Genomic DNA, 26,921 nt, shown 5'->3' with positions numbered 1-26,921 from the left:
GGACAGCCCGACTTCCGCGAACCCGAGTGGATCAAGGGGTCAGCGGAGGGTGGCTGCCACGGCTGTCGCGGCGGCCAGCACCTGGGGGCCGACCAGGGCGACGTCCAGCGGGGCGAGCGCGACCACGCCGACGCTGGCCTCCAGACCCGGTACGCCCAGCACCGGCGCGGCCACCCCGTACGCCCCGGACTCCAACTCCCCGCTGCTGCTCACCGGCTCGGCCGCGCCGCTCCGGCCGGCCAGGATGGCCCGACCGGCCGCGCCCCGGTCCAGCGGGTGCCGCGCCCCCGTCCGGTACGCGACGTGGAACGACGTCCAACTCGGCTCGACCACGGCCAGGGCGACCCCCTCACCGCCGTCCACCACCGTCAGGTGCGCGGTCGCGCCGGCCTGCTCGGCGAGCCGGCGCAGTGCCGGCAACGCCCCCTCGGCGAGCAGCGGCTGGGCGCGTCGGGCCAGGTGCAGGACCCCGGCGCCGATCCGGAGCCGCCCGTCGGCGTCGCGACGCAGCATCCCGTGGGTGGTCAACGGGCCGACCAGCCGGTATACGGCCGCCCGGCCAATGCCGAGCCGGGTCGCGGCCTCGGTGACGGTCAGGCCACCCGACGCGTCGGCGACGAGGTGCAGCAGACGTAGTCCGCGGTCGAGGGTCTGCGACGTTTCGCCGCCCCGCCCCACTTCGCCGCCGGCCGCACCGACGATCGCGCTCGTGCGGGCGGCTGGTTCACCGGAGCGTGCGGTCGCATCCACGTCTGGCAGCGTACGACCCGGCACCGGCGGACCCGGACAGGCGTGGACGGCTACCCTTGTACGGTGACGCTACGCCTGTATGACACCGCCACCCGATCGGTGCGGGACTTCGTCCCGCGGGAAGCCGGCAAGGTGGGGGTCTACCTGTGTGGTCTCACCCTCCAGGCACCGCCGCACATCGGTCACCTTCGCTCCGGCGTCAACTACGACGTGCTGCGCCGCTGGTTGCTGGCTGCCGGCTACGAGGTCACCTTCATCCGCAACCTGACCGACATCGACGACAAGATCCTCGTCAAGGCGGGTGAGCAGGGTCGGCCGTTCTGGTCGATCGCGTACGCCAACGAGTTGATCCTTGCCGAGTCGTACCGGGCGTTGAACGTGCTGCCCCCCACCTACGAGCCGCGCGCCACCGGGCACATCCCGGAGATGCACGAGCTGATCACGAAGCTGATCACGGACGGGCACGCGTACCCGGCCACCGACGGCTCCGGCGACGTCTACTTCGACGTGGCCTCCTGGCCGGCGTACGGGTCGCTGTCGGGTCAGTCGCCGGACGCCATGCAGTCGGCCGGCGACGCGCCGGACCGGGGCAAGCGGGATCCGCGTGACTTCGCGCTCTGGAAGGGTGCCAAGCCGGACGAGCCGGCAGACGCGTACTGGCCGTCCCCGTGGGGGCTGGGCCGTCCGGGCTGGCACATCGAGTGCTCGGCGATGTGCTGGCGCTACCTGGGCCCGGAGTTCGACATCCACGGCGGTGGTCTGGACCTGACCTTCCCGCACCACGAGAACGAGATCGCCCAGTCCCAGGCGGCCGGGCTGCCGTTCGCCCGGTACTGGGTGCACCACGGCCTGCTCAGCATCGGCGGGGCCAAGATGGGCAAGTCGGCGGGGAACGCCCTGGGCCTGGCGTACGTCGACTCGCTCGGGGTACGACCGGTGGAGCTGCGGTACTACTACGCCGCCGCGCACTACCGCTCGGTGATCGACTACTCGGAGGACTCGCTGCGTGAGGCGGCCACCGCGTACCGCCGGATCGAGGGTTTCGTGCAGCGGGCCGTCGAGCGGGTGGGCGCGGGTCAGCTCGGCGAGCTGCCGGCCGGTTTCGTCGCGGCGATGGACGACGACCTCAACACGTCCGCCGCGCTGGCCGTGCTGCAACAGCACCTGCGGGACGGCAACACCGCGCTGAGCGCGGGCGACGATGTGACCGTCCGCACCACCCTGGCCGTCGTACGCGCGATGCTGGATATCCTCGGCATCGACCCCCTCGACGAGGCGTGGACCGGCGGCGATCGCTCGGACGATCTGCGTGCCGTGGTTGACTCCCTGATCGCGCTGGCCCTGGAGCAGCGCGCGCAGGCCCGGGGCCGCAAGGACTGGGCTGCCGCCGACGCGGTACGTGACCAGCTCAAGCTGGCCGGCGTGGTGGTCGAGGACACCCCCCAGGGCCCTCGTTGGACTATTGGAGAGCAGGACTGATGCCCGGCAACTCGCAGCGCCGTGGCCGGCGACTGACGTCGAAGGCGACCGCCCCCAAGGGCTCCGGCGGTAAGAACAAGGACTCGCTGGCCGGTCGGGGGCGCACCCTGCCCGCCGACGAGCGACCCTGGCACAAGGGTTACTCGGGCACCGAGAAGCTGCCGCAGCGCACCGCCTGGAAGCAGGACAAGGAGCGCCGCGCGGCGGCCGAGGAGGGGCGTGCCCCGAAGATCGGCCAGCCCGGCACCAAGGACACCACCTGGGGCAAGGGTGGCGGTCGGGGCGTACCGGGCGGGCGGGGTCCCACCACCGGCCGGGGCGGCAAGCCCACCGGCCGGACCGGTCCCCGGGTCGCGCCGGGCCGCAAGTCCAACCCGTCGAAGGACTCCCCGGAGCTGCTGGTCGGGCGCAACCCGGTGCTGGAGGCGCTGCGCGCCCAAGTGCCGGCGACGGCGCTCTACACCGCCCAGGGCATCGACATGGACGAGCGGACCAAGGAGATCATCCGGACGGCCGCCGACCGGGGCATCGCCAACCTGGAGATCAGCCGGGCCGAGCTGGACCGGATGACCGGCGGGGTGCTGCACCAGGGCGTCGGGTTGCAGGTGCCGCCGTTCGCGTACCAGCCCTTCGAGGACATGGTCGCCGCGTCGCTGGAGCAGCAGGCCCCGCTGCTGGTCGCGCTGGACGGGGTCACCGACCCGCGCAACCTGGGCGCGGTGATCCGTTCGGCCGCCGCGTTCGGCGCGCAGGGTGTCTTCGTACCCGAGCGGCGTGCTGCCGGGATCACCGCGACCGCCTGGCGGACCAGCGCCGGCGCGGCCGCGCGGGTGCCGGTGGCCCAGGTCACCAACCTGACCCGGTCGCTGAAGGCGTGCCGGGACGCCGGCTTCATGGTGGTCGGCCTGGACGCCGACGGCGAGACCGACCTGTACGACCTGGAGGCCGCCGTCGGCCCGCTGGTGGTGGTGGTCGGCTCCGAGGGGCGCGGGCTGTCCCGGCTGGTCGGGGAGACCTGCGACCTGACCGTCAGCATCCCGATGATCTCCGAGGTCGAATCGCTCAACGCGAGCGTGGCCGCCGCGGTCACCCTGGCCGAGGTCGCCCGCCGCCGCTCGGTCGAGCTGTAACGACGTCCACGAAGCCCCCTACCGCCCGGTGCGGTAGGGGGCTTCGCCGTCAGATCGGGAGAGGCCAGGCGTCAGATCTGGTGCAGCCAGGCGACGAAGAACACCGCCCCGGCCACCGCCATCAGCAGCGTGGTCGGCAGCAGCCAGGCCGGGCCCCGCTCCCCGTCGAGGCGTCGGGTCAGTCGCTGGTGCACGGCGGCGATGCCGATCAACGCGGCCAGCCCGGCGGCCGCCATCGGCAGGCCGACCAGGAAGTGTGCCAGCCACGCGCCGGCCCGGCTCGGACCGCCCCAGGAATGGTCGTACGGGCCGGGATCGACCACCCCGTACAGGACGCCGCGCAGCACCATCAACACCTCGACGCCGATGGGCAGCAGCGCCACGAGGCCGAGCAGCAGGCTGAGCAGCGCGTGACCGAGCACCGCGAACGTGCCGGGTCGCCGGCCGGGCGCGGTCGTCGGGGGCGCGGCGAGCAGGCCGGTGCGTAGGCCCCGCCAGCGCGCGGTGGCGGCGTCGGCCCCGCCCACCGGGGCGGTCGCCAGCGTGAACAGGGCGACCGGCACCAGCGTCGCGCAGTAGGCGAGGCTACGGCCGGCCCGGCGGATGATCTGGTTCCGGTGAGCGGTGGCGGTGGCGATGGCGGACACGGCGTCTCCTCGGGCTCGGTGTGCCGCGAACGCTAGGCGCACGGCACACCCCGCCGCGTCACCCCGGGGAGCCACGCTCGCGCTGGCTCCCGGGGATGACAACCCCTCAGGAGTACGACGAAAGGGGCGGCCCGCCGCAGCGGACCGCCCCTTTCCGGTACGACGTTACGTCAGATCCGGCTGCCCGTGGCGGCGTGGAAGACGTGGCTGCGGCCGGCGCGCGGCTTGACGAACACGGTGTCACCCATGTTCGGCATGCTGCGCCGGTCGGTACGGACCACGAAGCGCTCCGAGTTGCCACCCAGCGCGGCGTGGCCGTAGACGTTGGCGTCCGAGCCGAGGTCCTCGACCAGCTCGACGACGACCGGCATGCCGCCCTCGGTCGGGCTGACCAGGTCGCAGTCCTCCGGACGGAAGCCGACGGTGACCTTGCCGTCGCCACCCTCGGCGCGGGCCGCCTCGACCTGCTCGCGGGTCAGCGGGATACGCATCTCGGCGAACTCGGCGCCCTGCTCGTGCAGCGGGACGGTCTTGATGTTCATGGCGGGAGAGCCCATGAAGCCGGCGACGAACACGTTCGCCGGGGTGTCGTAGAGCGCCCGCGGGGTGTCCACCTGCTGGAGCACACCGTCGAGCAGCACGGCGACCCGGTGACCCATGGTCATGGCCTCGACCTGGTCGTGCGTCACGTACACGGTGGTGACGCCCAGCTTGGCCTGGAGCGACGCGATCTGCGTACGGGTCTGCACACGGAGCTTGGCGTCGAGGTTCGACAGCGGCTCGTCCATGAGGAAGACCTGCGGCTCGCGGACGATCGCCCGGCCCATGGCCACACGCTGACGCTGACCACCGGAGAGCGCCTTCGGCTTACGGCTGAGGAACTCCTCGAGCTGGAGCAGCCCGGCCGCCTCCTTGACCCGCCGGTCGATCTCCGACTTGGAGGTCTTGCGCAGCTTCAGGGCGAACGCCATGTTCTCGTACACCGTCATGTGCGGGTAGAGGGCGTAGTTCTGGAAGACCATCGCGATGTCGCGGGCCTTCGGGGGAAGGTGGGTCACGTCGCGCTGGTCGATGTAGATCGAGCCGGCGTCGACGTCCTCGAGGCCGGCGAGCATCCGCAGGCTGGTGGACTTGCCGCAACCCGACGGGCCGACGAGGACCAGGAACTCACCGTCGCCGATCTCAAGGTTCAGCTCGTTGACGGCGGGACGCTCGGTGCCCGGGTAGATCCGGGACGCCTTGGAATAGGTGACCGTAGCCATGGTGGTGCGCTTCCTTTCACCGGCAGGAACGTGCCGGACGATCCGAGTGAAGGAGCGACCGGCACGAGCCCGCGCCGGTCAGCGGACGGCGGTCGGTCGCGGGGGCGGCCGGCTCGTCGTCCGTGTCACTGCACCGTAATTGGCTTTGCTCGCGCTGCCAAGGCGAGGGACCCTCGGAAGTGACCCAATGCCTACGCATTACGGGCAGTCGGGCACGGGCAGGCATCAATCGACATCACGATGCGGCGTCGGCCGTCGGGTTGTTGACGTTTCCCGTGCTCGGGAGCCCTCGCGAGCGGGATATCCGGACGTCAGTCGCTATGCTGGCCTCGACACACGCGCCCCTGTAGCTCAGCTGGCCAGAGCACTCGCCTTGTAAGCGAGATGTCGCCGGTTCGATCCCGGCCGGGGGCTCCATATCCACAAGGCTTTTCCCGATGGGCCCTGCCACGGGGCGACCGATTGACAGCAACGGCACTCATGAGAGCTTCCCATCGAGCTTGCCGAGCGCCTGACGCATCGCGTCGAGGTTGGCGTGAGCGTAGACCTTGAGCGTGATCTTCACATCGGCATGCCGAGCGATGGCCTGCACGACGTGCGGCGGTACACCCAACTCCATCAACAACGAGACCACGGTGTGCCGTAGGTCGTGCAGGCGGACACCAGGCAGACCGGCGGTCTCCGGGAGCCGAGCGAACGAGCGGCTGAGGTTCGTAGGCTCCCGCGACGCTTTGAGACACGCGCCACGCCACTTGAGCCGCCGTACCCGTCGCACGGTCTGTCGGTTGGATCTTCGGGTCGGCCGAGCTGCCGGCGAAGTGGTTCAAACTTTCTGTACGTCTTCAAGGCGGCCCTGAACGGGCCGCACGCGCCGCCTCCTGGGCGCGCGTCCGTCGCTCCGCTGGCGCTCCGACTCCGGCCACGCAACACGCCCGGCGGCTGGCGCGGAAGCGACAAGCCCAAGGGGCCGCCGCAGAACGACAGGGGCGTTTACCGGTGAGGGTGGGCCGGCAGCCGGCCGGGCCGCGCGGCCACAAGCCGGCGCGGCGTAGGGAAGCACGCCGGCCGTCGGCGAGCTGGCGGCAGTCGCGGGGTTGCGGTTAGGGCGCCCCTCCGGCGGGGGTGCTCCGGCTCCAGCATGGCCAGGGCTGCGCCGGCGTGTCGCGGTCCGTGGGTGGTTGCGGTCGGCCATCACGGCAGCCGGCGACCCGGGCGAGCCGAGCGCACCACCACCCGACCCGCCAGCGTCCGAACTTGCGTCAAGGTCCGCTTGACATGGCGGGCCGGGCGGAGGCCCGCTCCCCAGGGGGCGGGTCGACGGCAGACGGGATGGCAGGCTAAGTAGGCGAGTGTGTGACTTATGCCACAGAAATGTCCGGCGTGTCGCTCAAAACGGACAACTGGCCGCACTAGGCTCCGGCTAGCTATGCCGGTCACGAGTGCCGGAGCCTAGTGCGGCCAGTTGTCGTCGACTTGACAGGCCCACTACGCTGAGGCCGTCGCTACGCGATGCTTGCCACCCAACGGGCGGCCTCAGCGTAGTGGGCGCTGCCTTTCGCCGTGCCTAGCCTTCTATGACGTTCCCAGGACTGAGTGACCGACGCGGCAACGTCGACTCCGCAGCGCTGCCGTTGCATGTCCATGCGCTGACGTGGGACGCGTTTGCTGACGCGGCAAGTTCGGGCAAAAGAAAACCCGGCCCCTCTAGGGGAACCGGGTGGTATATGCGATGAACTGTAGCGCAGCTTATGCAGGCTTGCAACCGAACCATGCAATCAAGCTCTACCAGCCAGAAGGGCGCGCGTAGGTCCCCGCAGGGCTCGCCACAGGGTCACTCAGCTGACAGGCTTGGAAGTCGGCGGCGGTAAGTTGCTTCCACCAGTGGCTGCCCACCCCATCGCCGCGCTGTCCCTTAAGCGCCCCTGCCAGGTAGTTTGGCGACGGGTTGACGGTCCCGACGGGCACCTTTGACCTAGCGTATGACACAGGGAACTTCAGATCGCTGTCGTTAGAGATCACCAGGGCTGCATCTACCTGAGATGTGAGTACATCAACCAAAAGGTGCGAAGCCACGTTGACGTCCGAGCCCTTCTCCTCCCTGTGGGCGTACGACACCATGAACGTGGCGTTAGGCACCTGGTTGCCCTGCGCGTCCTGAACCATGATCGGCCACTGCGACGTCACGAGCTGAGGGCCTGCGCTTCGGCTTGGGGCCTTCACTGCGAGCGGAGCGTACTTCACCCGAGAGACGTAGCTGCCGTACTCGATAAGGTCGACGCTCGATGAGGCCACCAACGCTTTGAGGTAGATATCTTGATCGACAAAGCCCGACGGGTTGCTGGCGGCGTCGATGACAGCAGTGCAATAGACGATCCGGTGGACCGTAGCGCCCGTCCAACTTGGTACGCCGGCCAATAAGCGCCCTGCCAGAGCCCGGATGTCAAGCCATCGCCAACCCGGCGTCCCTTGGCCGCATAGCCTTCGAGCGCCGTAGTAGAGGTTGTATCCATCGACATACACACCAACGCGCACCGGCGAACGCTACCAGCAACAAGCAGCGACGGCTGGCCCGCCTGCGCCCGTGCCCGTGTGAGGGGTCGACGCGGCTAAGGCGAAGCGCCAAGCAGACGGTCACCGCGCGGAGGTATCCGACTCAAGCGGGCGGAACGCCCATTTGGCACTTCAGTTCAACGCGTGGCCCGGTGGCTCAGCCAGGCGAGTTCGTTCTACTTGCTTGCCCGTGCGGCCAACGGCGACTATGCGACGACTCAGAGCTTCCGCCGGGCGACAGTGTGTGATGACATCGATGCAGGACCATCGAGCACACATGGGCCTGGGGGTAGCACGTGACTCAACTGTCCTTCTTTGGCCCGTCCGGCGAGGGCGTAGATCCAAAGCCGGCCAGCGATGCAGTTGTAAGGCTCCCGGTCCTCATAACCGTCAAGGCGGCGCCCAACCCTTCTGAAAAGTACGGGGAGACGGTGTGTGTGGCAGGGATACGGGCGGACCTTGAGCGGCCAGGATGGGTCCGGCTCTATCCGGTCAACTTCCGATACCTAGACTCAAGGGAGAAGTTCGACAAGTACGACATAGTTCACGTCGATGCTATCCCGGCACGAGGCGGCGACCAGCGCCGCGAGAGTTGGCGGCCGCTGATGGGCAGCCTTGTGAAGGAGAGGCATCTCCCCCCGTGGCGACAGCGCCGCGCGTGGTTGGACCCGTACGTCGAACATTCGATGTGCCGCCTCAATCAGGTTGCTCGCAGCGCGGCGGACAGCCAGTCCTTGGCCTTAGTGCAGCCACGTGAAGTCGATGACCTGAAGATCACTCGACATGACGGTTGGTCCAGAGAGGAACAGCGGAAGATTGACGCCTACGTCAACCAGCTCGACCTTCTCGCCGACCAGGACCGGACACCACTCGAAGCTCCCAGGTTCCGTGGCGCCTACCGGTACCGATGCTGGGACAAGCAATGCCGGGGGCATGAGCAGGGCTTGTTGGACTGGGAGTTCGTGGCTCTCCAGAGACACTTGCGTCACTGCACAGACGAGGAAGCCCGTAACGAGCTGAGGAAAAAGTTCCTCGACATGATGTGCGCGCCGAAGCGCGAGGTCGCCTTCTATGTCGGGAACCAGGCCAAGCGACGGAACGTCTTCAGCGTTCTGGGCGTCTACTACCCCGAGCGGTGACTGACCGTCGTGCGGCCTCAGCAAGCACCAAGTCTCGGTGGCAGCGATGCTGGTCAGCCTCGAAGCACAACACCGCCACGCGCTCCGCGGCTCCAGCGGCGGCCAAGACGTCGACCGCACTTGCGGCCGCCGGCTGACTTAGTAGCGAGGCGAAGACATGGCGTGCCTCGGTGAGCTCAGCCAGCGAGCCGGCGAAGCCGGCTCGATTGCTCTTGGGGTTACCCAACTCGGGCCTGTGTTCATACGTGATGCCTGCGGCGGCAAGCGCGCGAGTCAAGGCGGTCTTGCTGAATCCAGCCTTACGCGATATGGGCGTCAGTCGTACATCCACGAGTCGACTGACCTGCTCAGCCCTCAAATCGTCCACAAAACTGGCGATATCGTGCCCCTGGTAGCCAACCCCGATCAAACCGGTTGGCTGCGCAAGTGTCTGGCTACTCATCCCCGAACCCTGCCATGCTTCCCGCAGTAGCGACGACTTTTGGCATTCTCTGCGGTCTTGCCGCCCAGCGCCAGCCTGCCACGGCTCAGAGCCAAAACCTCGCCGTATAGCAAGAGAGGCGCCAGGCCGATTGCCGGACGCCGGCCTCAGCCATCGCCCGTTCCGGCATCCATCCGAGGGCTTACCGGAGCAGCGGGTGTCAGGCCGTCGCCAGGCCGTCGGCCGCCAGACAGTAGTAACGAACGACGATCAGTGGCGTCGAGATCTACCCAGGTCATAAGGCGTGACCGATCCGCTGGCCGGCGGAGATGGCCGAGGCTTACCTGTAGTTCGTGAACTGGATACCTTGCGCAACCCTCATAGCGTAGCTGCATGACGGAAGCGCCATGGTGGGGGACTGCCCTGCTAGCCGGGCTCTTTGGGCTTGGGGGTGTAGCGGTTGCCCAACTCGTTGCGATCAGGCTGGAACGAGCGCGCAACAGACGTGAAGACCAGCGGCATTGGCACGCGGAGAGACGACATGTCTACGCCAGCTTCTTAGCCGCCGTCTATGCCCTCTACCGTCATATCCGGTCGAGCCCTCAAGATGGGGCCTACGACTTACGGTGGCGCGAGCTGGTGGATGACCTGACCGTCCGGCACCAGGAGGTGCACCTCCTGGCGTCAGTTCCCGTCGCTGGGGCGGCACAGGCGCTCCTTGCTGAACTCAGAGACTTCGCTGACGCCAGCAAGATGCAACCTGACGGGAAACATGAAGCGTTGCGCGACTCGCTCGCACAAGGACGTAGGCACTTCATCAGCCTTGTCCGAGCCGAGCTGGATGTGGCAGAGCCGGGAGTGTCCGTCACGCTCACGAACTTCTAGGGGAGCTGTCTTCTCCGCTAGCACCACTGCTGCCGACAGCAACGATGACAGCAACACGACCAGACGTGGGCGGAGCAATCCGAACAAGCGCGGATTGTCGGTCGAGGCCAGAGACACGGACGGACCGGCCTGGACGGAGCGCCCAGAACTTGTAAGCGAGATGTCGCCGGTTCGATCCCGGCCGGGGGCTCCATATCCACAAGGCTTTTCTCAAGGGCGCTGGCACGAGTCGGCCGGTTGACAGGCAGTGCGGAACGGCACGGCTTCCTACGTCCGGTTGGACATCTGGGGATGACGGCAGGTCAGCTCACGGTGAAGCCGCCACGGCTGACGGTTTGTCTCAGCCAGTCAAGCCAGGCCGCCCACAGGTCATCCCCCTCCAGCTCTGCACGCAGCTGCGGAGGCGAAGCCTCATAGCGGTCGAGCGCTTCCTCGATCTCCCTCGCTCCTACCCGCCATGGACCGTTGCTCGTGAACTTGAACTCTGGGATGCCCACCATTTGAGGGACCACCTGGGCGGAGGCCGCCCGTTCGACCTCGTTGTAGGCGTCGCGCCGGCTCTGATCGGCAGACTGCCAGTCGTCGATGTCCTCGAACGGGCAGGCGGGGAAGGGCCGGGGGGTTGCTTGGTAGGTCATGCCCGTACGGCGCATACCGTCGCGGCAAAGGGCCATGCCGGCGATGTTCAGATGGAACTGATAGGCAGCCGCATGCGTCTCGTACTCGCTCAGGCATGCAGGAGAGTGCACGCACAGATCCCCCAGATCGGAGCACGTTTCCAAGCGCGACCGAGCGGTCGACGCAGGTTCGGGCAGATCAGCCCACTCAAGGTCGTAACTCATGAGGCCCCTTCGCTGCCGGCGCAACAGCCAGCGCTCGGCGTCATGACGTCGCGCCGGTCCGCGCCTGATGTGGTCGATCACCGCAACCAATCGAAGCCATCACACACCTTGGGGCCGCTCGTCTCCAGGCCCACCGCCAGCCGCACGACGCCGGTCGTTTCGTCGGGGTAGGCCAGGGTGACCGGGAAGGTCAGGTAGGTGCCGTCGATGCCGGTGGACTCCCTCGGCTCGCCGAGGGAGAACGATACGAACGGTCGCTGCTCGCGAAGGAACGCGGCGTGGTCCGACTCGGTGTACTCCGGTAGCACGTCCACGCAGAGCTGCTGGTAGGCCGCGTGGTAATCGGCGGCCTGAACCCGCTCCAGGTACGTGGTCAGGGCGGCCGTGGCCTTGCTCCGGTCCTGTCGTTGGTGCAACTCGCCCTGCCAGGTGAAGATTCCGCAGCACATCAGCACGCAGGCCACTGACGTGAGCGCCAGGAGCAGGCGGCGTCGAGTGCGCCTAGCCAGCAGGACCATGGGGCGGAGAGTATCGGCCAGGAGATCAAGGCATGCCGGGCGATGGCCTGGACGACATGTGACGGCACGCCCAGCTCCGTCAAGCGGCGGGTTGGCGGCCAGCCGACAGCCAGCTGAACGATCTTGTGGTTACTTCTGGTCTACGCCGATGGAGGGTCAGGTAGCCGGCTTGTCGTATTCGGCTTCGAATTCCGCGGTGCGTCGCACCAGGTATGCCGGCCAGTCGGCGCGTGCGGCGTTGACGTCGTCGATGGAGAGCTTGATGACGCCGCAGTGTTTGAGATCGCACGTTCGTGGTGCGGTGGCGTCGATCAGGGAGATGCCCATGAGCACTTCGCCGTCGTTGTGGGTGCATAGGACGGGGTGAAAGGAGCAGTCCTCGTAGATATCCCCTGGGTTGATGTCTCCGGGTTGGTCGATCGTCACGGCTGTCATTGTGCCGGCCATGGCTGAGGTGGGTGATCCGGCGGCCGGCGGTCTCGCGGGGGGTTTGGCCCGGAGGGATGTAATCCCGGTACTCAGACGATGCCTCGTCTGACCGGCGGAAACCTACCTTCCGCCGCTGCCTTGCAGGCGTCCATGACTCGCACTCCGGGCCGCGCCGCAACAACGATATAGCCGGTCCGGAAGCAGGCGGGCAGGCGTTTCGGGTCTGGGTGCCGTCGTCTCAGCTGACCGTCGCGGCGGTGAGGAAGAACGTGACCGCGTAGGTGAACCGTTGTGCCAGAACGGCCTCGTCGAACTGCTCCTCGAAGGCACGAGCTTCGGCCAGGGTGAGTACGCCCCGTTGAGCGGCGGTGGCAGCCCAACTGCGGAGACCGAGGACGTTGTCGACGGCGGTGGGGTCCCGCACCAGCAGCGTTCGGGGTTTGATGGTCACGTCGACCAGGCCGTGCGCGGCGAGGAGGCCGCCGTGTTGGTGCGCCAGGCTGCCGTTGCGCAGGAGGACATCAGCCCGGAACGTCAGCACGCGCCGAGCCAGGCTCTGGTCGGCGATGTCGAGGACCTGAGTGTCGTAGTCGGGGTCGGCGAGGACGACGCGGCCACCCGGCCGGACAACCCTGATGAGTTCGCCGATCGCTGCCTGGGGATGGGCGAGGTGTTGCAGGGTGCGATCGGCCCAGGCCCCGTCGAACGAGTTGGTGGGGAACGGCAGGTGATGAGCGTCGGCGACGGTGCTCTGGGTCAGGCCGCGGGCCCGCATGGCGGCAGCCATCGTCAGCGCGTGGTCCACCGTCACCACGCTGACCCGGTGCTGATCTCCCAGCCGGGCTGCGCTCGCCCCGGTGCCAGCGCCGACGTCGACGAAGCGACCGCCGGGCGTTGGGCGGAGCAGCTCACGGACTCGCTGCTGGTATCCCTGGTAGAAGGGCTCCGCACCGAGGCGGTCCAGCACGCCGACCCACGACTCCGGGTTCGCCTGGCTGTCGACGTCGGTGAACCCGTGCACGAGCGACAGCCTAGTCGCCGGTTCGATCGCGGCCGGGGGCTCAGGATCTCCGGCGCACCCTGGCTGCGTGGCCGGTACGGGCAACCGATGGGCAGCCACTCCTATAGTTCGGGTATCACCGACCGTCGAGGGAGTCGCATGAGCCCGCTCGTCGCGATCGCCGGCAGCGCCCAGGTCAACCGCTCCTACTCGCCCGTCGTACGCGATCCGGAGGCCGCTCCCGCGGCGGCGGCCGAGCTGGGTGCGGAGCTTGCGAGGCAGGGCTGCCGCATCGTCGTGTACTCCAACGATCCCGACTTCGTGGAACGGGACGTGGTGCGGGGTTACGTGGGCTCCGGTCGGGCGGTGCCCGGGTCGATCCTGGTCCGTGGCCGGTACCAGCAGGACGTGGACTTCGAGGAGGCTCAGCGGCACCCGGAGTTGTTCACCGTCGTGCCCGAGTCGACCGACGACTGGGAGGTCAGCTTCTACCGCTCGCTGCTGATGGCCGACGCGCTGCTGCTGGTGGGCGGCGGACGATCCACGTTCGTCGCCGGGCTGATCGGCCTGTCCCGTCGTGTCCCGGTCGCGGCCGTGGCGGCGTTCGGCGGTGGCGCGGAGAAGACGTGGCAACGACTCACCAACGAGCGTGGCGTCGCCACCGAGGAGGAGGTGGCGTTGCTGGCCCGACCCTGGCAGCCGGGAGCGGCCGGGCCGATCGTCACCGCGCTCTGCGCCCAGGTGCGGCGTCGCGCGGATGAGGAACGCGCCGCGCGGGAGGCTGAGGGTGCCGCCGGTCGGCGTACGGTGGCGGGCCTGGTCACCGCGCTGGTCCTGCTGCTGCTCGCGCTGGCCACGATCCCGCTGGCGTACGCCGCGCCGGCCGGTGGGTGGCAGCACGTCGCGGTCCTGGTGGCCGCGCCGATGTTCGCGTCGGTATGGGGCGCGATCGTGCGCAACGCGTACGACGGCAGCGGCAACTGGCTGCGGGCGGCGGCGTTGGGTTCGGCCGCCGGTGTCATCGCCTTCCTGCTGTTCGTGGCGGCGCAGCTCAGCACCAACCCGGATCTGCTCGACGGTGGCTCGGCGCGGCAGTTGGTCTTCTTCGTGCTGGCCATCGGGTTCATCGGCGGGTTCACGTCCGAGGTCGTCTACGCCAAACTGCGCGACCAGGACGTGACGCAGACGCCGGTCCTGCCGCCCGGGGGTCCGCGGTGAGTCGGGCGGTGGAGGAGTCCAACCGGGCGATGCTGCGCGCCCGGGACGCGATGGACCGGGCGTACGCCGAGCCGCTGGACATCCCGGCGCTGGCCCGGATCGCGCACGTCTCCGAGGCGCACTTCATCCGGACGTTCCGGGCGACCTTCGGGGAGACGCCGCACCGCTACCTGCAACGCCGCCGGGTGGAGCGGGCCATGACGCTGCTGGTGGAGACCGACCGGGACGTCACGGACATCTGCTACGCGGTCGGCTTCGGCAGTCTGGGCACGTTCAGTCGGACATTCCGGCAGATCGTCGGTGATTCGCCCTCGGAGTTCCGGCGTCGCCGCGTCGCCGCCGGCAACGTGCCGTCCTGCTTCACCAAGGCGTGGACGCGTCCCAGCAGTTTTGGATAAGCAGCAGGTCAGGGCCACCCTTTACGGTCGTGGCATGACGATGAACGCGATCAGCCGCTCCCAGATTTTCGTCCTCGACCAGGACGAGGCGCTCGACTTCTACGTGAACAAGCTCGGCATGGAGGTCAACACCGATCAGGACCTTGGCTTCATGCGCTGGCTGACGGTCAACCTGCCCGGCGACCCGGAGCGCGAGATCCTGTTGGAGAAGCCCGGCCCGCCGGCGTTGGACCCGGCGACGGCCGAGCAGGTGCGGGAGCTGCTCACCAAAGGTGCCCTGGGCGGGTACCTCTTCATGACCACCGACGACGCCCACAAGACCCACGAGGAGCTGGTGGCGAAGGGCGTCGAGATCACCGACGAGCCGACCGAGCGGCCGTACGGGATCGACTTCGGCATCCGGGACCCGTTCGGCAACAAGATCCGGATCGGCCAGATGTTCCCCCGGGCGTAATAACAAGATCAAAACACCCGGAGGGCGCGGGCCGGCACCGCGCCCTCCGGCGTGTTGGGGTGTACGGCATGCGAACGCGGCTGCTGTACCTGACCCGACACGCCGAGCAGGACCTCACCGGGCACACCGGTCCGGGCTCGACCGAGCCGGACACCGGCCTGTCCGAGCGCGGCCGGCGACAGGCGGCGCTGCTCGGCGAACGACTGCGGGGCCGGTCGTTCGCGGCCGTCCACCACGGGCCGCTGCGCCGGGCCGCGCAGACCGCCGAGCTGGTCGCCGCGGCACTGCCCGACGTTCCGGTGTACGCCACCGAGCTGGCCGGTGACCACCTCCCGCACGACACCGACCCGACCGGCCTGCCGTCGGCGTACGCCGAATTCCTGGCCGGCTTCTCGGCGGCCGAGCGGGCCGACGGGCCGCGCGTGACGGCGGAGGCCGTGCGGCGCTTCACCGGGCCGGTCGCCCCGGACGACGCGGCGGCCGTGGGCGAGCCGGTCCGCGAGCTGGTGGTGACGCACACCTTCCTGATCGCCTGGCTGGTCCGGCACGCCCTCGACGCGCCCGAGCGGCGCTGGCTCGGCTTGAACCACCACAACGCCGGGCTGACCGTCATCCGGTACGGCCCGGCCGGGCCGCCGAACCTGATCGCCGTCAACGACGTGGCGCACCTGCCGCCCGAGCTGCGCGGCACCGGTCTTCCTCCGGACTACCTGGTCTGATCCGACCTCAGGCGGTGACCTTCAGCAGCAGCTCGACAAGTGCCCGGGTGGCGGGCGGCGGTGCGGGATCGGCGGGACAGTCGACGTACCCGGTCTCGACGGTTCCGACGGTGAGGCGGTAGCTGAACGCGTCGGCGCAGCTCGACGTGGTGGCCGTGCGACGGGCCTCGGCGCCCAGCCGGGGGTCGGCGGCCAGGCCGTGCAGCCGGCCCAGGTCGGCGGTGCCGAGTTTGCCGGTACGACGGCCGCCGGCCCGGTCCACCACCGTCCACCGCCCGTCCGGCTCGACGGTGATGTTGTCGCCGCGCCCGGCGAACCCGCCGGAGCGGAACAGCGCGACGCGGGCCCGGTCGTCGGCCTGCGGACCGCTCGGGACGGGACCGCTCGGGACGGGACCGCTGGGGAGCGGGCCACTCGGGACGAGTCCGCTCGGCGCGGGGATGTTCGAGAGGTCCGGGCCCGCGGTCACGCCGGCGCCCGGGGGCAGGTCGGTGGGGGTGGCGGTCCGGTCGGTGCCGGTGCAGCCGGCCAGCAGGGCGGCCAGGAGCGCGATGGTGACGCCGGTCGTCGAGGCGGGTCTCATGTCCGTCGGACGTGCCAGGGCGGGCGTTGGTTCCCTTGTCAAGGCACTCATCCGTTCGGCCAGTCTCAATGTCTGGGAGCGGTCCAAGGCTTCTCTTTTCGTCAACGCATCGCTATATCTACATGCGTGACTACCCCCGTCACACCCTTTCTCCTTCCAGGAGGGCACGTGAAACGACCCCTCGCGGCCGTCAGCGCAGCGCTGCTCACCAGTGGCCTGTTGACCTGCGTCGCCACCGCGGCGCACGCCGCCGCACCTCCCGCTCCCGCGCCGGACGCCTCCGCCGCGGCCCGAGCGGCGACCGTCCTGCGAACGAACCCCGGCGCGGTCCAGGGTTCCAGCGCCGAGTCCTACCAGGTGCAGAGCACCCGGTTGGACGCCTCCGGCGCGGCGCACACCCGCTACACCCGCACCTACCAGGGGCTGCGGGTGTACGGCGGTGACTTCGTCATCCACACCGCGCCGAACGGCACCTACGCCGGCAGTTCGGTCGGACTCGCCGCACCGCTGACCCTCCTCACCACGCCCCGGGTCAGCGCGGACGCGGCGAAGAAGACGGCCCGCGCCGGGTTCACCGGCAAGGCCGAGACCGTGGGCGCTCCCGAACTGTTCGTCGACGCCAGCTCGGGCAAGGGCCGACTGGCCTGGGAGACGGTGGTCAGCGGCTGGCAGCCGGACGGGCAGACGCCGTCGCGGCTGCACGTCATCACCGACGCCACCTCCGGCGCGACCGTCGGCTCGTACGACGAGATCGAGTCGGTCACCGGCAGCGGCCAGGGCCTCTACACCGGCACGGTGAGCATCGACACGACGCTCTCCGGCAGCACGTACCAGATGGTCGACCCGGTGCGCGGCAACGGCCGTACCTGCGACATGAACAACGGCACGTCGTCCTGCACCACGTTCACCGACGCGGACAACGCGTGGGGCACCGGCACCACCTCCAGCCGGCAGTCCGCAGCGGTGGACGCGCACTTCGGCGCGGCCAAGACGTTCGACTACTTCAAGAACGTCCACGGCCGCAACGGGATTTTCGGCAACGGCCAGGGTGTGCCGAGCCGGGTCCACTACGGCAACAACTACGTCAACGCCTTCTGGGACGGCGCCCAGATGACCTACGGCGACGGGTCGAGCAACGCCCGCCCGCTGGTCGCCCTGGACGTGGCCGGGCACGAGATGAGCCACGGTGTCACCGAGGCGCTGGCCGGCCTGGTCTACTCCGGTGAGTCCGGCGGCCTCAACGAGTCGACCAGCGACATCTTCGGCAACATGGTGGAGTTCTACGCCGCCGCCCCGAGCGACCCGGGTGACTACCAGGTCGGCGAGAAGATCAACATCAATGGCAATGGTACGCCGCTGCGCTACATGTACAACCCGTCGCTGGACGGCGCGTCCGACTCCTGCTGGTCCACCAGCACGAAGAACAAGGACGTGCACTACTCCTCCGGTGTCGGCAACCACTTCTTCTTCAACCTCGCCGAGGGCACCGGCGCGACGTCGTACGGCACCTCGCCGGTCTGCGGCTCCGCCCCGGCGGTGACCGGCATCGGCCGCGCCAAGGCGGAGAAGATCTGGTACCGGGCGCTGGACGTGTACTTCACCTCCAACACGTCGTACGTCAACACCAGCAACCCGGCGAACACCGCCCGCGCGTACAGCCTGCGGGCGGCCACGGACCTGTACGGCAGCTGCTCGGCCGAGTACAAGGCCGTGCAGGCCGCCTGGACGGCGGTCAACGTCGCCGGCAACGACGCGCCCTGCTCCACCGGCAACGACTTCTCCGTGTCGCTGTCGCCGACCGCCGGCTCGGTGAACCCGGGCAGCGCGGTCTCCACCACCGTGTCGACCGCCACCACGAGCGGCTCGGCGCAGACCGTGACGTTCTCCGCGTCCGGCCTGCCCAGCGGTGCGAGCGCCGCGTTCAGCCCCGCTTCGGTGACCTCGGGTGGGTCGTCCACCCTCACCATCAGCACCTCCGCGAGCACCCCACCGGGCACCTACTCGGTCACCGTGAACGGCGCGGGTTCGGTCACCCGTACCGCCACCTACACGCTGACCGTGAACGGCACCGGCGGCGGCTGCACCTCCCCGGGCCAGAAGCTGGCCAACCCCGGCTTCGAGTCTGGCTCGACCGGCTGGACCGCCAGCTCCGGAGTGATCACCAACTCCAGCGGTCAGGCGGCACACGGTGGGTCGTACAAGGCCTGGCTGGACGGGTACGGCAGCACCCACACCGACACGCTCGCCCAGTCGGTGGCCCTGCCGGCGGGCTGCTCGTCGTACACGCTGAGCTTCTGGCTGCACATCGACTCGGCCGAGACCACCACCAGCACCGCGTACGACAAGCTCAACGTGCAGGTGCTCAACTCGGGCGGGACGGTGCTGGCCACGCTGGCGACCTACTCCAACCTGAACAAGGCCTCCGGCTACAGCCAGAAGTCCTTCTCGCTGGCCGGGTACGCCGGCCAGACCGTCACCCTGAAGTTCACCGGCACCGAGGACTCCTCGCTCCAGACGTCCTTCGTGGTCGACGACACGGCGGTCAACGTCTCCTGACCTGACCGACACCCGGGACCCGGCGGCCACCGAAACGGTGGTCGCCGGGTTCGCGTCCGGGCCGCTCTGGCAGTCTTGGATCGGCTCGGATGGCGTGGAGAGAGGGGCCTGCGTGTCGGACGCGGAGTTGACCGTCGCGGTTGCCGGACCGGTGGCGACCGTCGTCATCCACAACCCGGCCCGCCGGAACGCGATGACGGCGGCCATGTGGCGGCAGCTCCCCGAACTGCTCGACCGACTGGAACCCGACCCCGACGTACGGGCCCTGGTGCTCACCGGCGCGGGCGACGCCTTCTGCGCGGGTGCCGACCTGGGTGATCTGGCCGAGCTGCTGGACGCCGGCGACACCAGTATCGCGGTCGCCGCCGAGGAGCGGTTGGCGCACTTCGCCAAGCCGACGATCGCCGCGATCCGGGGCGCCTGCGTCGGGGGCGGCACGCAGCTCGCGGTCGCCTGTGACCTGCGGATAGCGTCGGAGGACGCCCGCTTCGGCGTACCCCCGGCCCGGCTCGGGCTGGTCTACCCGGCGCCGACGACCCGCCGGCTGGCCCGGCTGGTCGGCCCGTCGGCGGCGAAGCACCTGCTGTTCACCGCCGAGCTGATCGACGCCGAACGCGCGCTGCGGATCGGCCTGGTCGACGAGGTGCTGCCGGGCGACCGTCTCGCCGAGCGGGTGGACGAGCTCACCGCGACGATCGCCAAGCGGTCACCGCTGAGCGTCGCCGCCGCCAAGGAGATCGTCGACGACCGCGCCGGACCGGCCCGGATCGCCTGGTGGCACCGGAAGGTCGCGGACACCGGCGAGGCCCGCGAGGGCGTGGCCGCCATGACCGAGCGCCGTACGCCCCGCTTCGCCTGGCGGGCGCCGACCGAGCGCTGAAGCCCGTCGCTCTCGGCTTCCTTGATCCACTCGGCTTCCAGGAAAGCGCGGTGTCCCGTGCGCTGGGACACCCCAATTTCATGCAACCCGAGTCGATCGAGGTCGCCCCAACCCGGCTGCCCTACGCCTATGCCTCTTCGTCGCCGTCGGCGAGGCGAGGGCGCCGATGCTCGGCGATGTACCTCTCCACATCAGCCTTGAGCCAGATCGAACCGACAGTCAGCACTGCATACGGACGCGGGAACGCGGGATGCCGCTGGATCTCCCGGAACCTCGACCTGCTCACGCCGAGCATCGTCAAGATCTCGCCGGCTGCGACGAGTTCGCCTGGGCCTGTCTGCTCGGTCACGCCTTCGACGGTACGATCGTGCAGACCCGTAAACTCGTACGCGTACCTGTTGTCCCGCCTACGTGAACGGGTCTATGTTGACGGGAAGGTCGAGGTGAGGCAGGTGGGAGGTTGGCGTGGATCAGGATCAGGAGTTGGAGCGGCTGCGTGAGCGGGTGTGCCGGCTGGAGGGGTCGTTGTGGGCGGCCCGACGGGAACTGTTCGACGCCCGCGGTCGTCTGGCCGCCATCGCACGCATCGCCGGGGACCTGGACCGGGCCCAGCGGGCCCCCGGGGTGATCTTCGGGATGGTCAACTCGGTCATCTACGGTCAGCCGTCCCTGCGTCGGGTGAGCTGGCGGTCGCCGTCCCGGTACCGAGGGGTGCGGCGGTGAGCGGCCAACGGCACGCCCCGATCCGGCCGCTGTGGGGATGCGCGGCGTGCGCCCGGAACTGGCCGTGCGAGGAGGCTCAGGCCGAGTTGACCGCCGACTATGCCGACGAGCCGAGACTCCTCACGCTCGACATGGCCTCGTGCCTGTGCGAGGCGAGCGTCGATCTGGCTCGCCTTCTGCCAGCCCCACCCGACCCCGTCGAGCTGTACGGCCGTTTTATGGGCTTCGCTCGCCAACTCGCCCTGAACCGGTCCCGCAATCCGGGTCGCTCCCGCGACGACCAACCCCGATCCCCTGGCTTCGATCGGCGGCCTCCCGCCAAGGGCTAGGCGCGTTTCAGCCAGACCCGTCGATGGGTAACTCGCGGCGTGTCGGCGACGAGGGGGCCACCGTGGACGAATCGGTGACGCCTTCGAACCGGGCGGGACGGAAGCCACACCACCGCATCCGGTGGCTCCTGCTGCTGGCAGGCTTGTGCGGGGCGCTGACGGTGGGCGTGGCACTGGGCAGCGAAAACACGGGTGTCTTCGACGGTGACCCGCCGTCGTGGGCGACCAACCTCGGTGGATCCCTGTTGCTCGCCGGGCTCGTGATCGAGATCGTCACCCTCGTCTGGCTGGTGCGCCGTCGCGGCTCCCGCGCCGACCGTACGTCGACGTTGCGGCGATTGAGTTGGTCCCGACGCTGGGACCTGAGCCGACAGGTGCGACGAGACGATCCGGTGCCGGATGAGGACGTCGTTCTGCTCGGGGATACCGCGCGAGCGATGATCGAGCAGCGCCGGTCTTCGACAATCCTGGTCGGCGTCATGATCATGAGTGTGGGGCAGGCGTTCCTGAGTTTCGCGTCGTTCTTCACCGTGGCCTTCGCGCTCCTGGCCTCGCTGGCCATCTGGCTGTACGTGTTCACGATCCACGGTTCGCGTCGGGTCGAGGTGTTTCTACGAACTCATCCGGACCTGTAGTCGCGCCGGTTCCACCCATTGCGAAACCTCGATCCCGGGTGGTGCTGATCCTGAGTCGTACGGCAGTCTGTCGGTCGTGCAGCGTGATCAGTTGCTTGCGGGCCGCTACCGGCTCCTGGAGCGTCTCGGCAGCGGCGGCATGTCGGCGGTGTACCGGGCGTACGACGAGGTGCTCGAACGCGACGTGGCGGTGAAGGTGCTCGTCGCCTCGGATCCGAACGCCCGCCAGCGGATCCGGGCCGAGGCCAAGGCGGCGGCCCGGTTGTCGCACCCGCACGTCACAAACGTCTACGACTTCGGCGAGTCGCGGCTCGACGGTGTCCAGGTGCCGTTCGTGGTGCTGGAACTGCTCAACGGCGACACCCTCGAAAGACGGCTGGCCGCCGGGCCGTTGCCGCCACGCGCCGCGCTGCGGGTCTGCGCCGAGGTGGCGTCGGCCATCTCGGCGGCGCACGCCCAGGGGCTGGTGCACCGGGACGTCAAGCCGGGCAATGTGATGCTCACGCCCACCGGCGCGAAGGTGCTCGACTTCGGGATCGCGGCTGCCGCCGGTGACTCCGAGATCGACTTCGACGGCCGGCTGCTCGGTACGCCCGCGTACCTCGCCCCGGAGCGACTGGCGGCCGGCGAGGTCCTGCCGGCCTCCGACGTGTACGCGCTCGGTCTGCTCCTGCACCGGACGCTCACCGGTCGGCTGCCGTGGGCCGCCGAGACGCAGACCGGGATGCTCCGCGCCCACGTGCACGTCGATCCGGACCCGCTACCCGAGATCGCCCGGGTGCCCGCCGAGGTCCACCGGCTCTACCACTGGTGTCTGGCCCGCAACCCCGACGACCGCCCTCCGGCGGCCGAGGTGGCCCGCATCCTGCTCACGGTCGTCTCCGGGCTGGCCGGCGAAACCGTCGCGTCCGGGTCGGCTGCGGCTTCCGGGCCGGCCGCCGCGTCCGGCCTGGGCGCTGCTGCCGGGGCGGGCGCGGGGGACAGGGGGGTCGCCGCAGACAGGGCGGTCGCCGCCGGCCCGCCCCCTGCCCGCTCGGGCCGGGCTGGTGAGGGCATCGCCGGTGACGTCGGAGCGGCGAAGGCCGCGGGTGTGGCCCCGGAGCGTGAGGCCGCCGCGGGTGAGGACCCGCAGGTGGGGGACGGCGCGTCGGCCCGGGACACCGACGGCGTGAACCGGGCTGGTTCCGGCGCGTCCCGGCGACGGTCCTGGCGTCGGCAACGGGTGGCGCTGGTGGTCGGCGGCGCGGTGATCGCCGCGGTGGCGGTGGCCGGCTCGCTCGGCGACTACGGCACGCGGCTGCACGACGGAACGACCCCGCGAACCGGGATCGGAACGGGTGACACCACGACCGTGGGCCTGCCGGAGACCGTCGCGCAGCCGGAACCGTCGATTGTGCCTCCGCCCGCGGACCCGACGGCCCCGGCCACGTCGGCCGCTTCCCGCCCCGGTCCCGGTGCCGGCCCGGGTCGCCCGTCGGCCCCGGGTCAGCCCTCGCCGACCCTCGCGCCGACGGCCGCGCCCACGACCGCCTCCCCGCCCGCCGAGTCCCCGGGGGTGACCGTGCGCGCCGAGGGCGGCACCGTCACCGTCCGCTGTGTCGGGGCGTCGGCCGAACTGCTCACGGTCACTCCGGCGGCCGGTTACCAGGTGGAGCCGTACGACGCGGGGCCGGCTAAGCAGGTCACGGTCGAGTTGACCGCACCCGAGCACCGCAGCGAGATCCGGGTCCACTGCGCCGCCGGTCGGCCGAAGCCGAAGGTCACCGAGCGCGACGTCTGACCGGGGCCGACGGGTGCCGCGCCGGGGCGTACCCCGGACGCGGCCCCCCGTTCCCGCCGGCCGGTCGGTCACCGCCCGGCGAGCGCCGACCAGCCGGGGTTCACCGGCTCGCGGCGCAGCGGCATGCCCGCCTCCGCCGGAGTCCGGTCACCCTTGCGCTGGTTGCAGCCGTAGCAGGCGGCGGTGGTGTTTCGCCACGTGTTCCGGCCACCCCGGGAACGCGGCAGGATGTGGTCGATGGTCGAGGCCGGGCCGCCGCAGTACGCGCAGCAGCGGTCGTCGCGGCGCAGCACCCCGGCCCGGGACCAGGCCGGCCCGGAGTTGAACCGCCACCGGGTGACCACGTAGCGGACCAGCCGCACCACCCGGGGCAGCGGGAAGACGCCGATCACCCGATCCGGCTCCGCCTCGTGGATCTCGGCCACCCGTCGGCAGAGCATCCGGACGGCGTGTTGGACGGTGACCCGGTGCAACGGGCCGAGGTCGGCGTTGACGACGAGGACGGCGTCCACCGGGACTCCTTTCGACAGTGGCGACGGACAGCGAAGAGCCGCCCGGTCCGACGTGCGGACGGGCGGCTCGACGCGTACGGGTACGCGTCAGTCGGGCCGGCCCGCCCGGGGGTGTTCCGCCGGCCAACCGCGGCCGGCGAGCAGCAGACAACCGCCCCGGGACAGCAGCGACGAGGGCACGGTGGTGACGTGCGACATCGTCATGAGCTGCTCCCGCGGTGGTGGTTGACCTTGCGCGATCACGGTAGGTCCGCACGGGAGAGGGGGGCAACGTATTTCGATCGGTCGTCCGGCTCCTCAGGAGCACGCTGACGCCGGGTGCGCGGAGTGCCAGCCGTCGTGCGGCGGGCGTTGGCCAGCGGGCGGTCCAGCCGCAGCGCCATCCGCGCGGTGAGTTCGCTGTCCAACAGTGGCCGGTTGACCTCGCCGGCGACCGCCAGCGCGGGACCGGAGACGGAGCGCCAGATGGCCGCCAGCCCGGCGCCCAGGCCGAGCAGGGCCACGGCGGCCCGCGTGGTCGGCGAACCCGCCGCTGCGGCGGCGCTCACCCCGACCAGCGCGAAGAGCACCACCAGCAGCGGCACCAGCACCGGCCAGAAGATGCCCCGGGCGGCCTGGGCGACCAGCCGTCGGTCCCGGATGATCAGGTTCCGGGCGACCACCGCGTAGTCCTCCTCGTCGAGCAGGTCACGCGGGTGCAGGCCGCCGGTGAGCACGCCGCGCCACAGGTCACCCTGGTTCCGCAGTTCGCGGCTCAGTTCGGCGGGCTCCGGTTCGGCCGGATCACCCCGGCCGGCGCGTTCCACGGCCACCGCCCAGGCGGCCAGCGAGCGGCGGACCACCGCGGCCGAGTACGGCGGCAGCACACTCGCCAACTCGTCCAACCAGCGGCTGATCTGGATTTGTCGGCCGTCGAAGCGGCGCAGCAGTTGGTCGGCGTCGCCGGGTCGGACCGTGTCGGCCAGGGACCGGCCCAGCCGGTAGGCCAGCCCGACCCGCAGGTTGGTGGCCATCGCCCAGCGCAACACGTCCACATTGAGGTCGTCGAGGGCGAGCAGCAGCGGTTCGGTGTCGACCAGGCCCGGCCGTTCCAGATCGGGAAGGCGGTCCAGGTCGGGTAGCCGCGTGCGGGCCGCGGACGTGTCGGGCAGCGATCCGGTGTGCCGGGTCAGCGCGGAGATCTGGGCCAGCGCGACGTCGACGCCGTCGAGGTACATCCGCATCCGGCGGGGCAGTGACATCTCGGTCAGGTTGGACAGCTTGGCCGGTGGGTGGACGGGCGTGGCCGGCCCCGGCTCGGCGTGCTGCCCGTGGTGGTAGGCGTCCGCCATCCACCAGCCCAGCCGCAGGGCGGTGACGACGCAGGCGCGCTCGTCACGGATCAGCGGGTACGCGTCGTCCCGGGCGGCCTCCTCGGCCGGTCGTACGTCCGCTGCGCCGGCGCGGTGCAGTGGTGACATCGCCGCTGCCCTCCCGCCCGGTCGATCGACGGTTGATCAATCGAGCGTACGGCAGCGTACCGTCGGTTATGTTGCTTTTTGTCGGTTTGGGGTGGCCCGCCCGGCCAGCAGGCCGCGCGGGCGGACCGAGCGCACCGGCTCGGTCGCGGCGCCCTGGGCCCGCAGGATGTGGTTCGCCGCGAGGATCCCGGTGGCCGCGGAGCGTTCCATCAGGGCGCTCGGGAAGTCCGTGGCGATCCCGTCGCCGGCCAGATAGACCCCGGGCGCCTCGGTGCGCACCCCCGGACGCCACGCGTGGCTGCCCGGCGTGAACGCGGGCGCCTGCGCCTCCACTCGGGCGCGCAGCTCCCGGACCCGCAGGGCGGCGGCCTCCGGCCAGAGCGCCACCAGCTCGCGGCGCATCCGTTCGGCCAACTCCTCGGCCGGCACGCCAGGCTCGCAGGCGTACGCGTGCAACTCGACGACCGAACCGCCGGTCCGACGCGCCCAGCGCCGCGGCTCGTTCTCCAACCGGTGGTACAGCGTCACCGAGTCCAGAGTGGGCTGTCGGGACACCCCGCTGAACACCGCCCGGTCGGCGGCGACGTCGCCGTCACACCAGTACCGCGCCACCGCGTACGGCGGGCCGGGCCGGCCGAAGCGCGGCATCCGCCCGGCCAGCTCCGGTGCCCGCGCGACCAGGTCGGGGGAGGCCGCCACCAGCGCGGCGAGCGCTGGCGGGTCGACGGCCAGCACCACGTGGGCCGCCCGGTGGTCGCCGCCGTCGGTGGTCGTCACCCGCCAGCCGTCGCCGTCGCGGTGCACCCCCGTCGCGCCGGAGCGGGTCAACACCCGACCGCCGTGCTTCTCGACGTGCCGGGTCAGCGGCTGCCAGATCGCCGTCGCGTAGTCCTCGTCCGGGCAGTCGAAGGCCAGCCCTTCCGGATTGCCCAGCAGGTAGAAGTGGAACTGGGCGACCATCTCGGCCGCCGACATCTCCGCCTCGTGGTTGAAGAACGAGTGGGAGAAGACCTCGAACAGCATCGCCCGGGCCCGGTCCGGCAGCCGCAGCGAGGCCAGCAACTCGTCGGCGGTGGTGTCGTCCAGTTCGGCGTAGGTGCGGACCGGATCGTAGGTGAGCAGCGGCAACGCCGCGTCCCGGTCCATCGACCGCAGGTCACCCAGGCGCAGGCTGGGACTGCGCAGCAGCAGCGCGAGCAGGTTCGCCGGTGGCGCGGGAGGCAGCCTGCCGAACTCCTCCGTCGGCCACGTCGCGCTCAGGATCGGATAGCCCGGGATCGGTTTGAGAAAGCCCAGGTCCGGCTCGACACGACGGAGGATGGACCGCCAGTTGTAGTACTGCCGGAAGAACGCGTGGAAGCCGTGCTCGTTCTGCTGCTCCCCGTCGGGCAGGGCCTCCGGCCAGGCACCCAGTCGTCCACCGATGGTCGGCGCGGCCTCCAGCACGGTCACGTTCACGCCCCGCTCGGCGAGGACCACCGCCGCCGACATGCCGGCGATGCCCGCACCGACGACGACCGCCGCGACCGGTCGCGGCACGCGGTCGGCGCCGCCACCGCCGGGGTCCACCTCATGCTGGTGTACGCCGATGAGCCGACCCACCACACGCGACAGCGCCACGG

Annotated in this window: 27 protein-coding genes and 1 tRNA gene; 13 read left to right on the top strand and 15 right to left on the bottom strand. The window is 70.2% G+C overall.

All coding sequences use genetic code 11. From position 1 onward, the window contains the following. Nucleotides 1–39: 39 nt before the first annotated feature. Nucleotides 40–702, bottom strand: a complete 663-nt coding sequence (locus AC3EN4_RS08385) for an IclR family transcriptional regulator (protein WP_435205510.1) — start codon at nt 700–702, stop codon at nt 40–42. Nucleotides 703–813: 111 nt separating this feature from the next. Between AC3EN4_RS08385 and cysS the strand changes: the two genes are divergently transcribed. Continuing rightward, complete coding sequence (gene cysS, locus AC3EN4_RS08380) at nt 814–2,229, top strand: cysteine--tRNA ligase (RefSeq protein WP_435205354.1); 1,416 nt, start codon at nt 814–816, stop codon at nt 2,227–2,229. Next, nucleotides 2,229–3,359: a 23S rRNA (guanosine(2251)-2'-O)-methyltransferase RlmB gene (gene rlmB, locus AC3EN4_RS08375; RefSeq protein WP_435205353.1), complete on the top strand. Its 1,131-nt coding sequence runs from the start codon at nt 2,229–2,231 to the stop codon at nt 3,357–3,359. Before cysS ends, rlmB begins: the two co-directional genes overlap by 1 nt. 71 nt (nt 3,360–3,430) lie before the next feature. On the opposite strand, the gene AC3EN4_RS08370 is transcribed toward rlmB, so the two are convergent. Together AC3EN4_RS08370 and AC3EN4_RS08365 are read right to left on the bottom strand one after the other, a co-directional pair. Continuing rightward, entirely contained in the window at nt 3,431–4,006 is a 576-nt protein-coding gene (locus AC3EN4_RS08370) for a hypothetical protein (RefSeq protein WP_435205352.1), read from the bottom strand. 170 nt (nt 4,007–4,176) lie between these two features. Continuing rightward, the gene (locus tag AC3EN4_RS08365) at nt 4,177–5,268 is read right to left on the bottom strand and encodes an ABC transporter ATP-binding protein (RefSeq protein ID WP_435205351.1); all 1,092 of its coding nucleotides are present in this window, start codon (nt 5,266–5,268) and stop codon (nt 4,177–4,179) included. 340 nt (nt 5,269–5,608) lie between these two features. Here AC3EN4_RS08365 and AC3EN4_RS08360 point away from each other — a divergent pair. Next, nucleotides 5,609–5,685, top strand: a tRNA-Thr gene (locus tag AC3EN4_RS08360). Nucleotides 5,686–5,746: 61 nt separating this feature from the next. Here AC3EN4_RS08360 and AC3EN4_RS08355 read toward each other — a convergent pair. Next, a complete protein-coding gene (locus AC3EN4_RS08355; RefSeq protein WP_435205350.1) occupies nt 5,747–6,043 on the bottom strand; it encodes a tyrosine-type recombinase/integrase in 297 nt (98 codons plus the stop codon). A 1,007-nt stretch (nt 6,044–7,050) separates the two neighbouring features. After that, nucleotides 7,051–7,800, bottom strand: a complete 750-nt coding sequence (locus AC3EN4_RS08350; protein WP_435205349.1) for an NYN domain-containing protein — start codon at nt 7,798–7,800, stop codon at nt 7,051–7,053. 314 nt (nt 7,801–8,114) lie between these two features. Between AC3EN4_RS08350 and AC3EN4_RS08345 the strand changes: the two genes are divergently transcribed. Beyond that, nucleotides 8,115–8,957 (top strand): hypothetical protein, encoded by an 843-nt coding sequence (locus tag AC3EN4_RS08345; RefSeq protein ID WP_435205348.1) that lies wholly within the window; start codon nt 8,115–8,117, stop codon nt 8,955–8,957. Here AC3EN4_RS08345 and AC3EN4_RS08340 read toward each other — a convergent pair. The 5 genes from AC3EN4_RS08340 to AC3EN4_RS08320 all read right to left on the bottom strand — a co-directional run bounded on the left by AC3EN4_RS08340 (nt 8,923) and on the right by AC3EN4_RS08320 (nt 13,073). Further along, the gene (locus AC3EN4_RS08340) at nt 8,923–9,399 is read right to left on the bottom strand and encodes a DUF488 domain-containing protein (protein ID WP_435205347.1); all 477 of its coding nucleotides are present in this window, start codon (nt 9,397–9,399) and stop codon (nt 8,923–8,925) included. The two genes, AC3EN4_RS08345 and AC3EN4_RS08340, sit on opposite strands and share 35 nt — an antisense overlap. A gap of 1,166 nt (nt 9,400–10,565) precedes the next feature. Further along, nucleotides 10,566–11,186 carry a hypothetical protein gene (locus AC3EN4_RS08335; protein ID WP_435205345.1) on the bottom strand — a complete coding sequence of 207 codons (621 nt, stop codon included), beginning with the start codon at nt 11,184–11,186 and terminating at the stop codon, nt 10,566–10,568. Continuing rightward, a complete protein-coding gene (locus tag AC3EN4_RS08330; protein ID WP_435205344.1) occupies nt 11,183–11,623 on the bottom strand; it encodes a hypothetical protein in 441 nt (146 codons plus the stop codon). Before AC3EN4_RS08330 ends, AC3EN4_RS08335 begins: the two co-directional genes overlap by 4 nt. A 156-nt stretch (nt 11,624–11,779) precedes the next feature. Continuing rightward, complete coding sequence (locus tag AC3EN4_RS08325; protein ID WP_435205343.1) at nt 11,780–12,049, bottom strand: hypothetical protein; 270 nt, start codon at nt 12,047–12,049, stop codon at nt 11,780–11,782. A 241-nt stretch (nt 12,050–12,290) separates the two neighbouring features. Beyond that, nucleotides 12,291–13,073 carry a methyltransferase domain-containing protein gene (locus tag AC3EN4_RS08320; RefSeq protein WP_435205341.1) on the bottom strand — a complete coding sequence of 261 codons (783 nt, stop codon included), beginning with the start codon at nt 13,071–13,073 and terminating at the stop codon, nt 12,291–12,293. 138 nt (nt 13,074–13,211) lie between these two features. Here AC3EN4_RS08320 and AC3EN4_RS08315 point away from each other — a divergent pair, with 138 nt between their 5' ends. From AC3EN4_RS08315 to AC3EN4_RS08300, 4 genes are all read left to right on the top strand, one after another. Next, nucleotides 13,212–14,270 carry a hypothetical protein gene (locus tag AC3EN4_RS08315; protein ID WP_435205339.1) on the top strand — a complete coding sequence of 353 codons (1,059 nt, stop codon included), beginning with the start codon at nt 13,212–13,214 and terminating at the stop codon, nt 14,268–14,270. Further along, nucleotides 14,267–14,668, top strand: a complete 402-nt coding sequence (locus tag AC3EN4_RS08310) for a helix-turn-helix domain-containing protein (protein ID WP_422737213.1) — start codon at nt 14,267–14,269, stop codon at nt 14,666–14,668. Before AC3EN4_RS08315 ends, AC3EN4_RS08310 begins: the two co-directional genes overlap by 4 nt. A gap of 34 nt (nt 14,669–14,702) precedes the next feature. Beyond that, nucleotides 14,703–15,122: a VOC family protein gene (locus AC3EN4_RS08305; protein WP_422737212.1), complete on the top strand. Its 420-nt coding sequence runs from the start codon at nt 14,703–14,705 to the stop codon at nt 15,120–15,122. Nucleotides 15,123–15,190: 68 nt separating this feature from the next. Next, nucleotides 15,191–15,841, top strand: a complete 651-nt coding sequence (locus AC3EN4_RS08300) for a histidine phosphatase family protein (RefSeq protein ID WP_435205338.1) — start codon at nt 15,191–15,193, stop codon at nt 15,839–15,841. A gap of 7 nt (nt 15,842–15,848) precedes the next feature. Here the strand turns inward: AC3EN4_RS08300 and AC3EN4_RS08295 are convergent, their stop codons facing one another. Continuing rightward, on the bottom strand, nt 15,849–16,424 hold the full coding sequence (locus tag AC3EN4_RS08295) for a hypothetical protein (protein WP_435205336.1): 576 nt from the start codon (nt 16,422–16,424) through the stop codon (nt 15,849–15,851). Between the two features lie 168 nt (nt 16,425–16,592). Between AC3EN4_RS08295 and AC3EN4_RS08290 the strand changes: the two genes are divergently transcribed. Together AC3EN4_RS08290 and AC3EN4_RS08285 are read left to right on the top strand one after the other, a co-directional pair. Next, nucleotides 16,593–18,980, top strand: a complete 2,388-nt coding sequence (locus AC3EN4_RS08290) for a M4 family metallopeptidase (RefSeq protein ID WP_435205334.1) — start codon at nt 16,593–16,595, stop codon at nt 18,978–18,980. Between the two features lie 112 nt (nt 18,981–19,092). Continuing rightward, nucleotides 19,093–19,860: an enoyl-CoA hydratase/isomerase family protein gene (locus AC3EN4_RS08285; RefSeq protein ID WP_435205333.1), complete on the top strand. Its 768-nt coding sequence runs from the start codon at nt 19,093–19,095 to the stop codon at nt 19,858–19,860. Between the two features lie 127 nt (nt 19,861–19,987). On the opposite strand, the gene AC3EN4_RS08280 is transcribed toward AC3EN4_RS08285, so the two are convergent. Continuing rightward, a complete protein-coding gene (locus AC3EN4_RS08280) occupies nt 19,988–20,209 on the bottom strand; it encodes a helix-turn-helix transcriptional regulator (protein WP_435205332.1) in 222 nt (73 codons plus the stop codon). 116 nt (nt 20,210–20,325) lie between these two features. On the opposite strand from AC3EN4_RS08280, the gene AC3EN4_RS08275 reads away from it, so the two are divergent. The 3 genes from AC3EN4_RS08275 to AC3EN4_RS08265 all read left to right on the top strand — a co-directional run bounded on the left by AC3EN4_RS08275 (nt 20,326) and on the right by AC3EN4_RS08265 (nt 23,327). Next, nucleotides 20,326–20,583 carry a hypothetical protein gene (locus tag AC3EN4_RS08275; RefSeq protein ID WP_435205331.1) on the top strand — a complete coding sequence of 86 codons (258 nt, stop codon included), beginning with the start codon at nt 20,326–20,328 and terminating at the stop codon, nt 20,581–20,583. Between the two features lie 391 nt (nt 20,584–20,974). Further along, on the top strand, nt 20,975–21,547 hold the full coding sequence (locus AC3EN4_RS08270; RefSeq protein ID WP_435205330.1) for a hypothetical protein: 573 nt from the start codon (nt 20,975–20,977) through the stop codon (nt 21,545–21,547). 76 nt (nt 21,548–21,623) lie between these two features. Then, the gene (locus AC3EN4_RS08265) at nt 21,624–23,327 is read left to right on the top strand and encodes a serine/threonine-protein kinase (protein WP_435205329.1); all 1,704 of its coding nucleotides are present in this window, start codon (nt 21,624–21,626) and stop codon (nt 23,325–23,327) included. A 68-nt stretch (nt 23,328–23,395) separates the two neighbouring features. Here the strand turns inward: AC3EN4_RS08265 and AC3EN4_RS08260 are convergent, their stop codons facing one another. The 3 genes from AC3EN4_RS08260 to AC3EN4_RS08250 all read right to left on the bottom strand — a co-directional run bounded on the left by AC3EN4_RS08260 (nt 23,396) and on the right by AC3EN4_RS08250 (nt 26,919). Then, a complete protein-coding gene (locus AC3EN4_RS08260) occupies nt 23,396–23,839 on the bottom strand; it encodes an HNH endonuclease (protein ID WP_422737203.1) in 444 nt (147 codons plus the stop codon). 239 nt (nt 23,840–24,078) lie between these two features. Then, nucleotides 24,079–25,299 (bottom strand): hypothetical protein, encoded by a 1,221-nt coding sequence (locus AC3EN4_RS08255; protein WP_435205328.1) that lies wholly within the window; start codon nt 25,297–25,299, stop codon nt 24,079–24,081. A gap of 66 nt (nt 25,300–25,365) precedes the next feature. Then, a complete protein-coding gene (locus AC3EN4_RS08250; RefSeq protein WP_435205327.1) occupies nt 25,366–26,919 on the bottom strand; it encodes an FAD-dependent oxidoreductase in 1,554 nt (517 codons plus the stop codon). Nucleotides 26,920–26,921: the final 2 nt, after the last annotated feature.

The organism is Micromonospora sp. bgisy143 (assembly GCF_057708145.1).
This window is presented reverse-complemented; position numbering and strand designations above follow the sequence as displayed.

Bases quoted from the DNA above. Each gene is read 5' to 3' on its own strand.
- rlmB (WP_435205353.1), top strand. From the start codon at position 2,229: ATGCCCGGCAACTCGCAGCGCCGTGGCCGGCGACTGACGTCGAAGGCG.
- AC3EN4_RS08365 (WP_435205351.1), bottom strand. From the start codon at position 5,268: ATGGCTACGGTCACCTATTCCAAGGCGTCCCGGATCTACCCGGGCACC.
- AC3EN4_RS08340 (WP_435205347.1), bottom strand. From the start codon at position 9,399: ATGAGTAGCCAGACACTTGCGCAGCCAACCGGTTTGATCGGGGTTGGC.
- AC3EN4_RS08330 (WP_435205344.1), bottom strand. From the start codon at position 11,623: ATGGTCCTGCTGGCTAGGCGCACTCGACGCCGCCTGCTCCTGGCGCTC.
- AC3EN4_RS08315 (WP_435205339.1), top strand. From the start codon at position 13,212: ATGAGCCCGCTCGTCGCGATCGCCGGCAGCGCCCAGGTCAACCGCTCC.
- AC3EN4_RS08305 (WP_422737212.1), top strand. From the start codon at position 14,703: ATGACGATGAACGCGATCAGCCGCTCCCAGATTTTCGTCCTCGACCAG.
- AC3EN4_RS08300 (WP_435205338.1), top strand. From the start codon at position 15,191: ATGCGAACGCGGCTGCTGTACCTGACCCGACACGCCGAGCAGGACCTC.
- AC3EN4_RS08295 (WP_435205336.1), bottom strand. From the start codon at position 16,424: ATGAGACCCGCCTCGACGACCGGCGTCACCATCGCGCTCCTGGCCGCC.
- AC3EN4_RS08255 (WP_435205328.1), bottom strand. From the start codon at position 25,299: ATGTCACCACTGCACCGCGCCGGCGCAGCGGACGTACGACCGGCCGAG.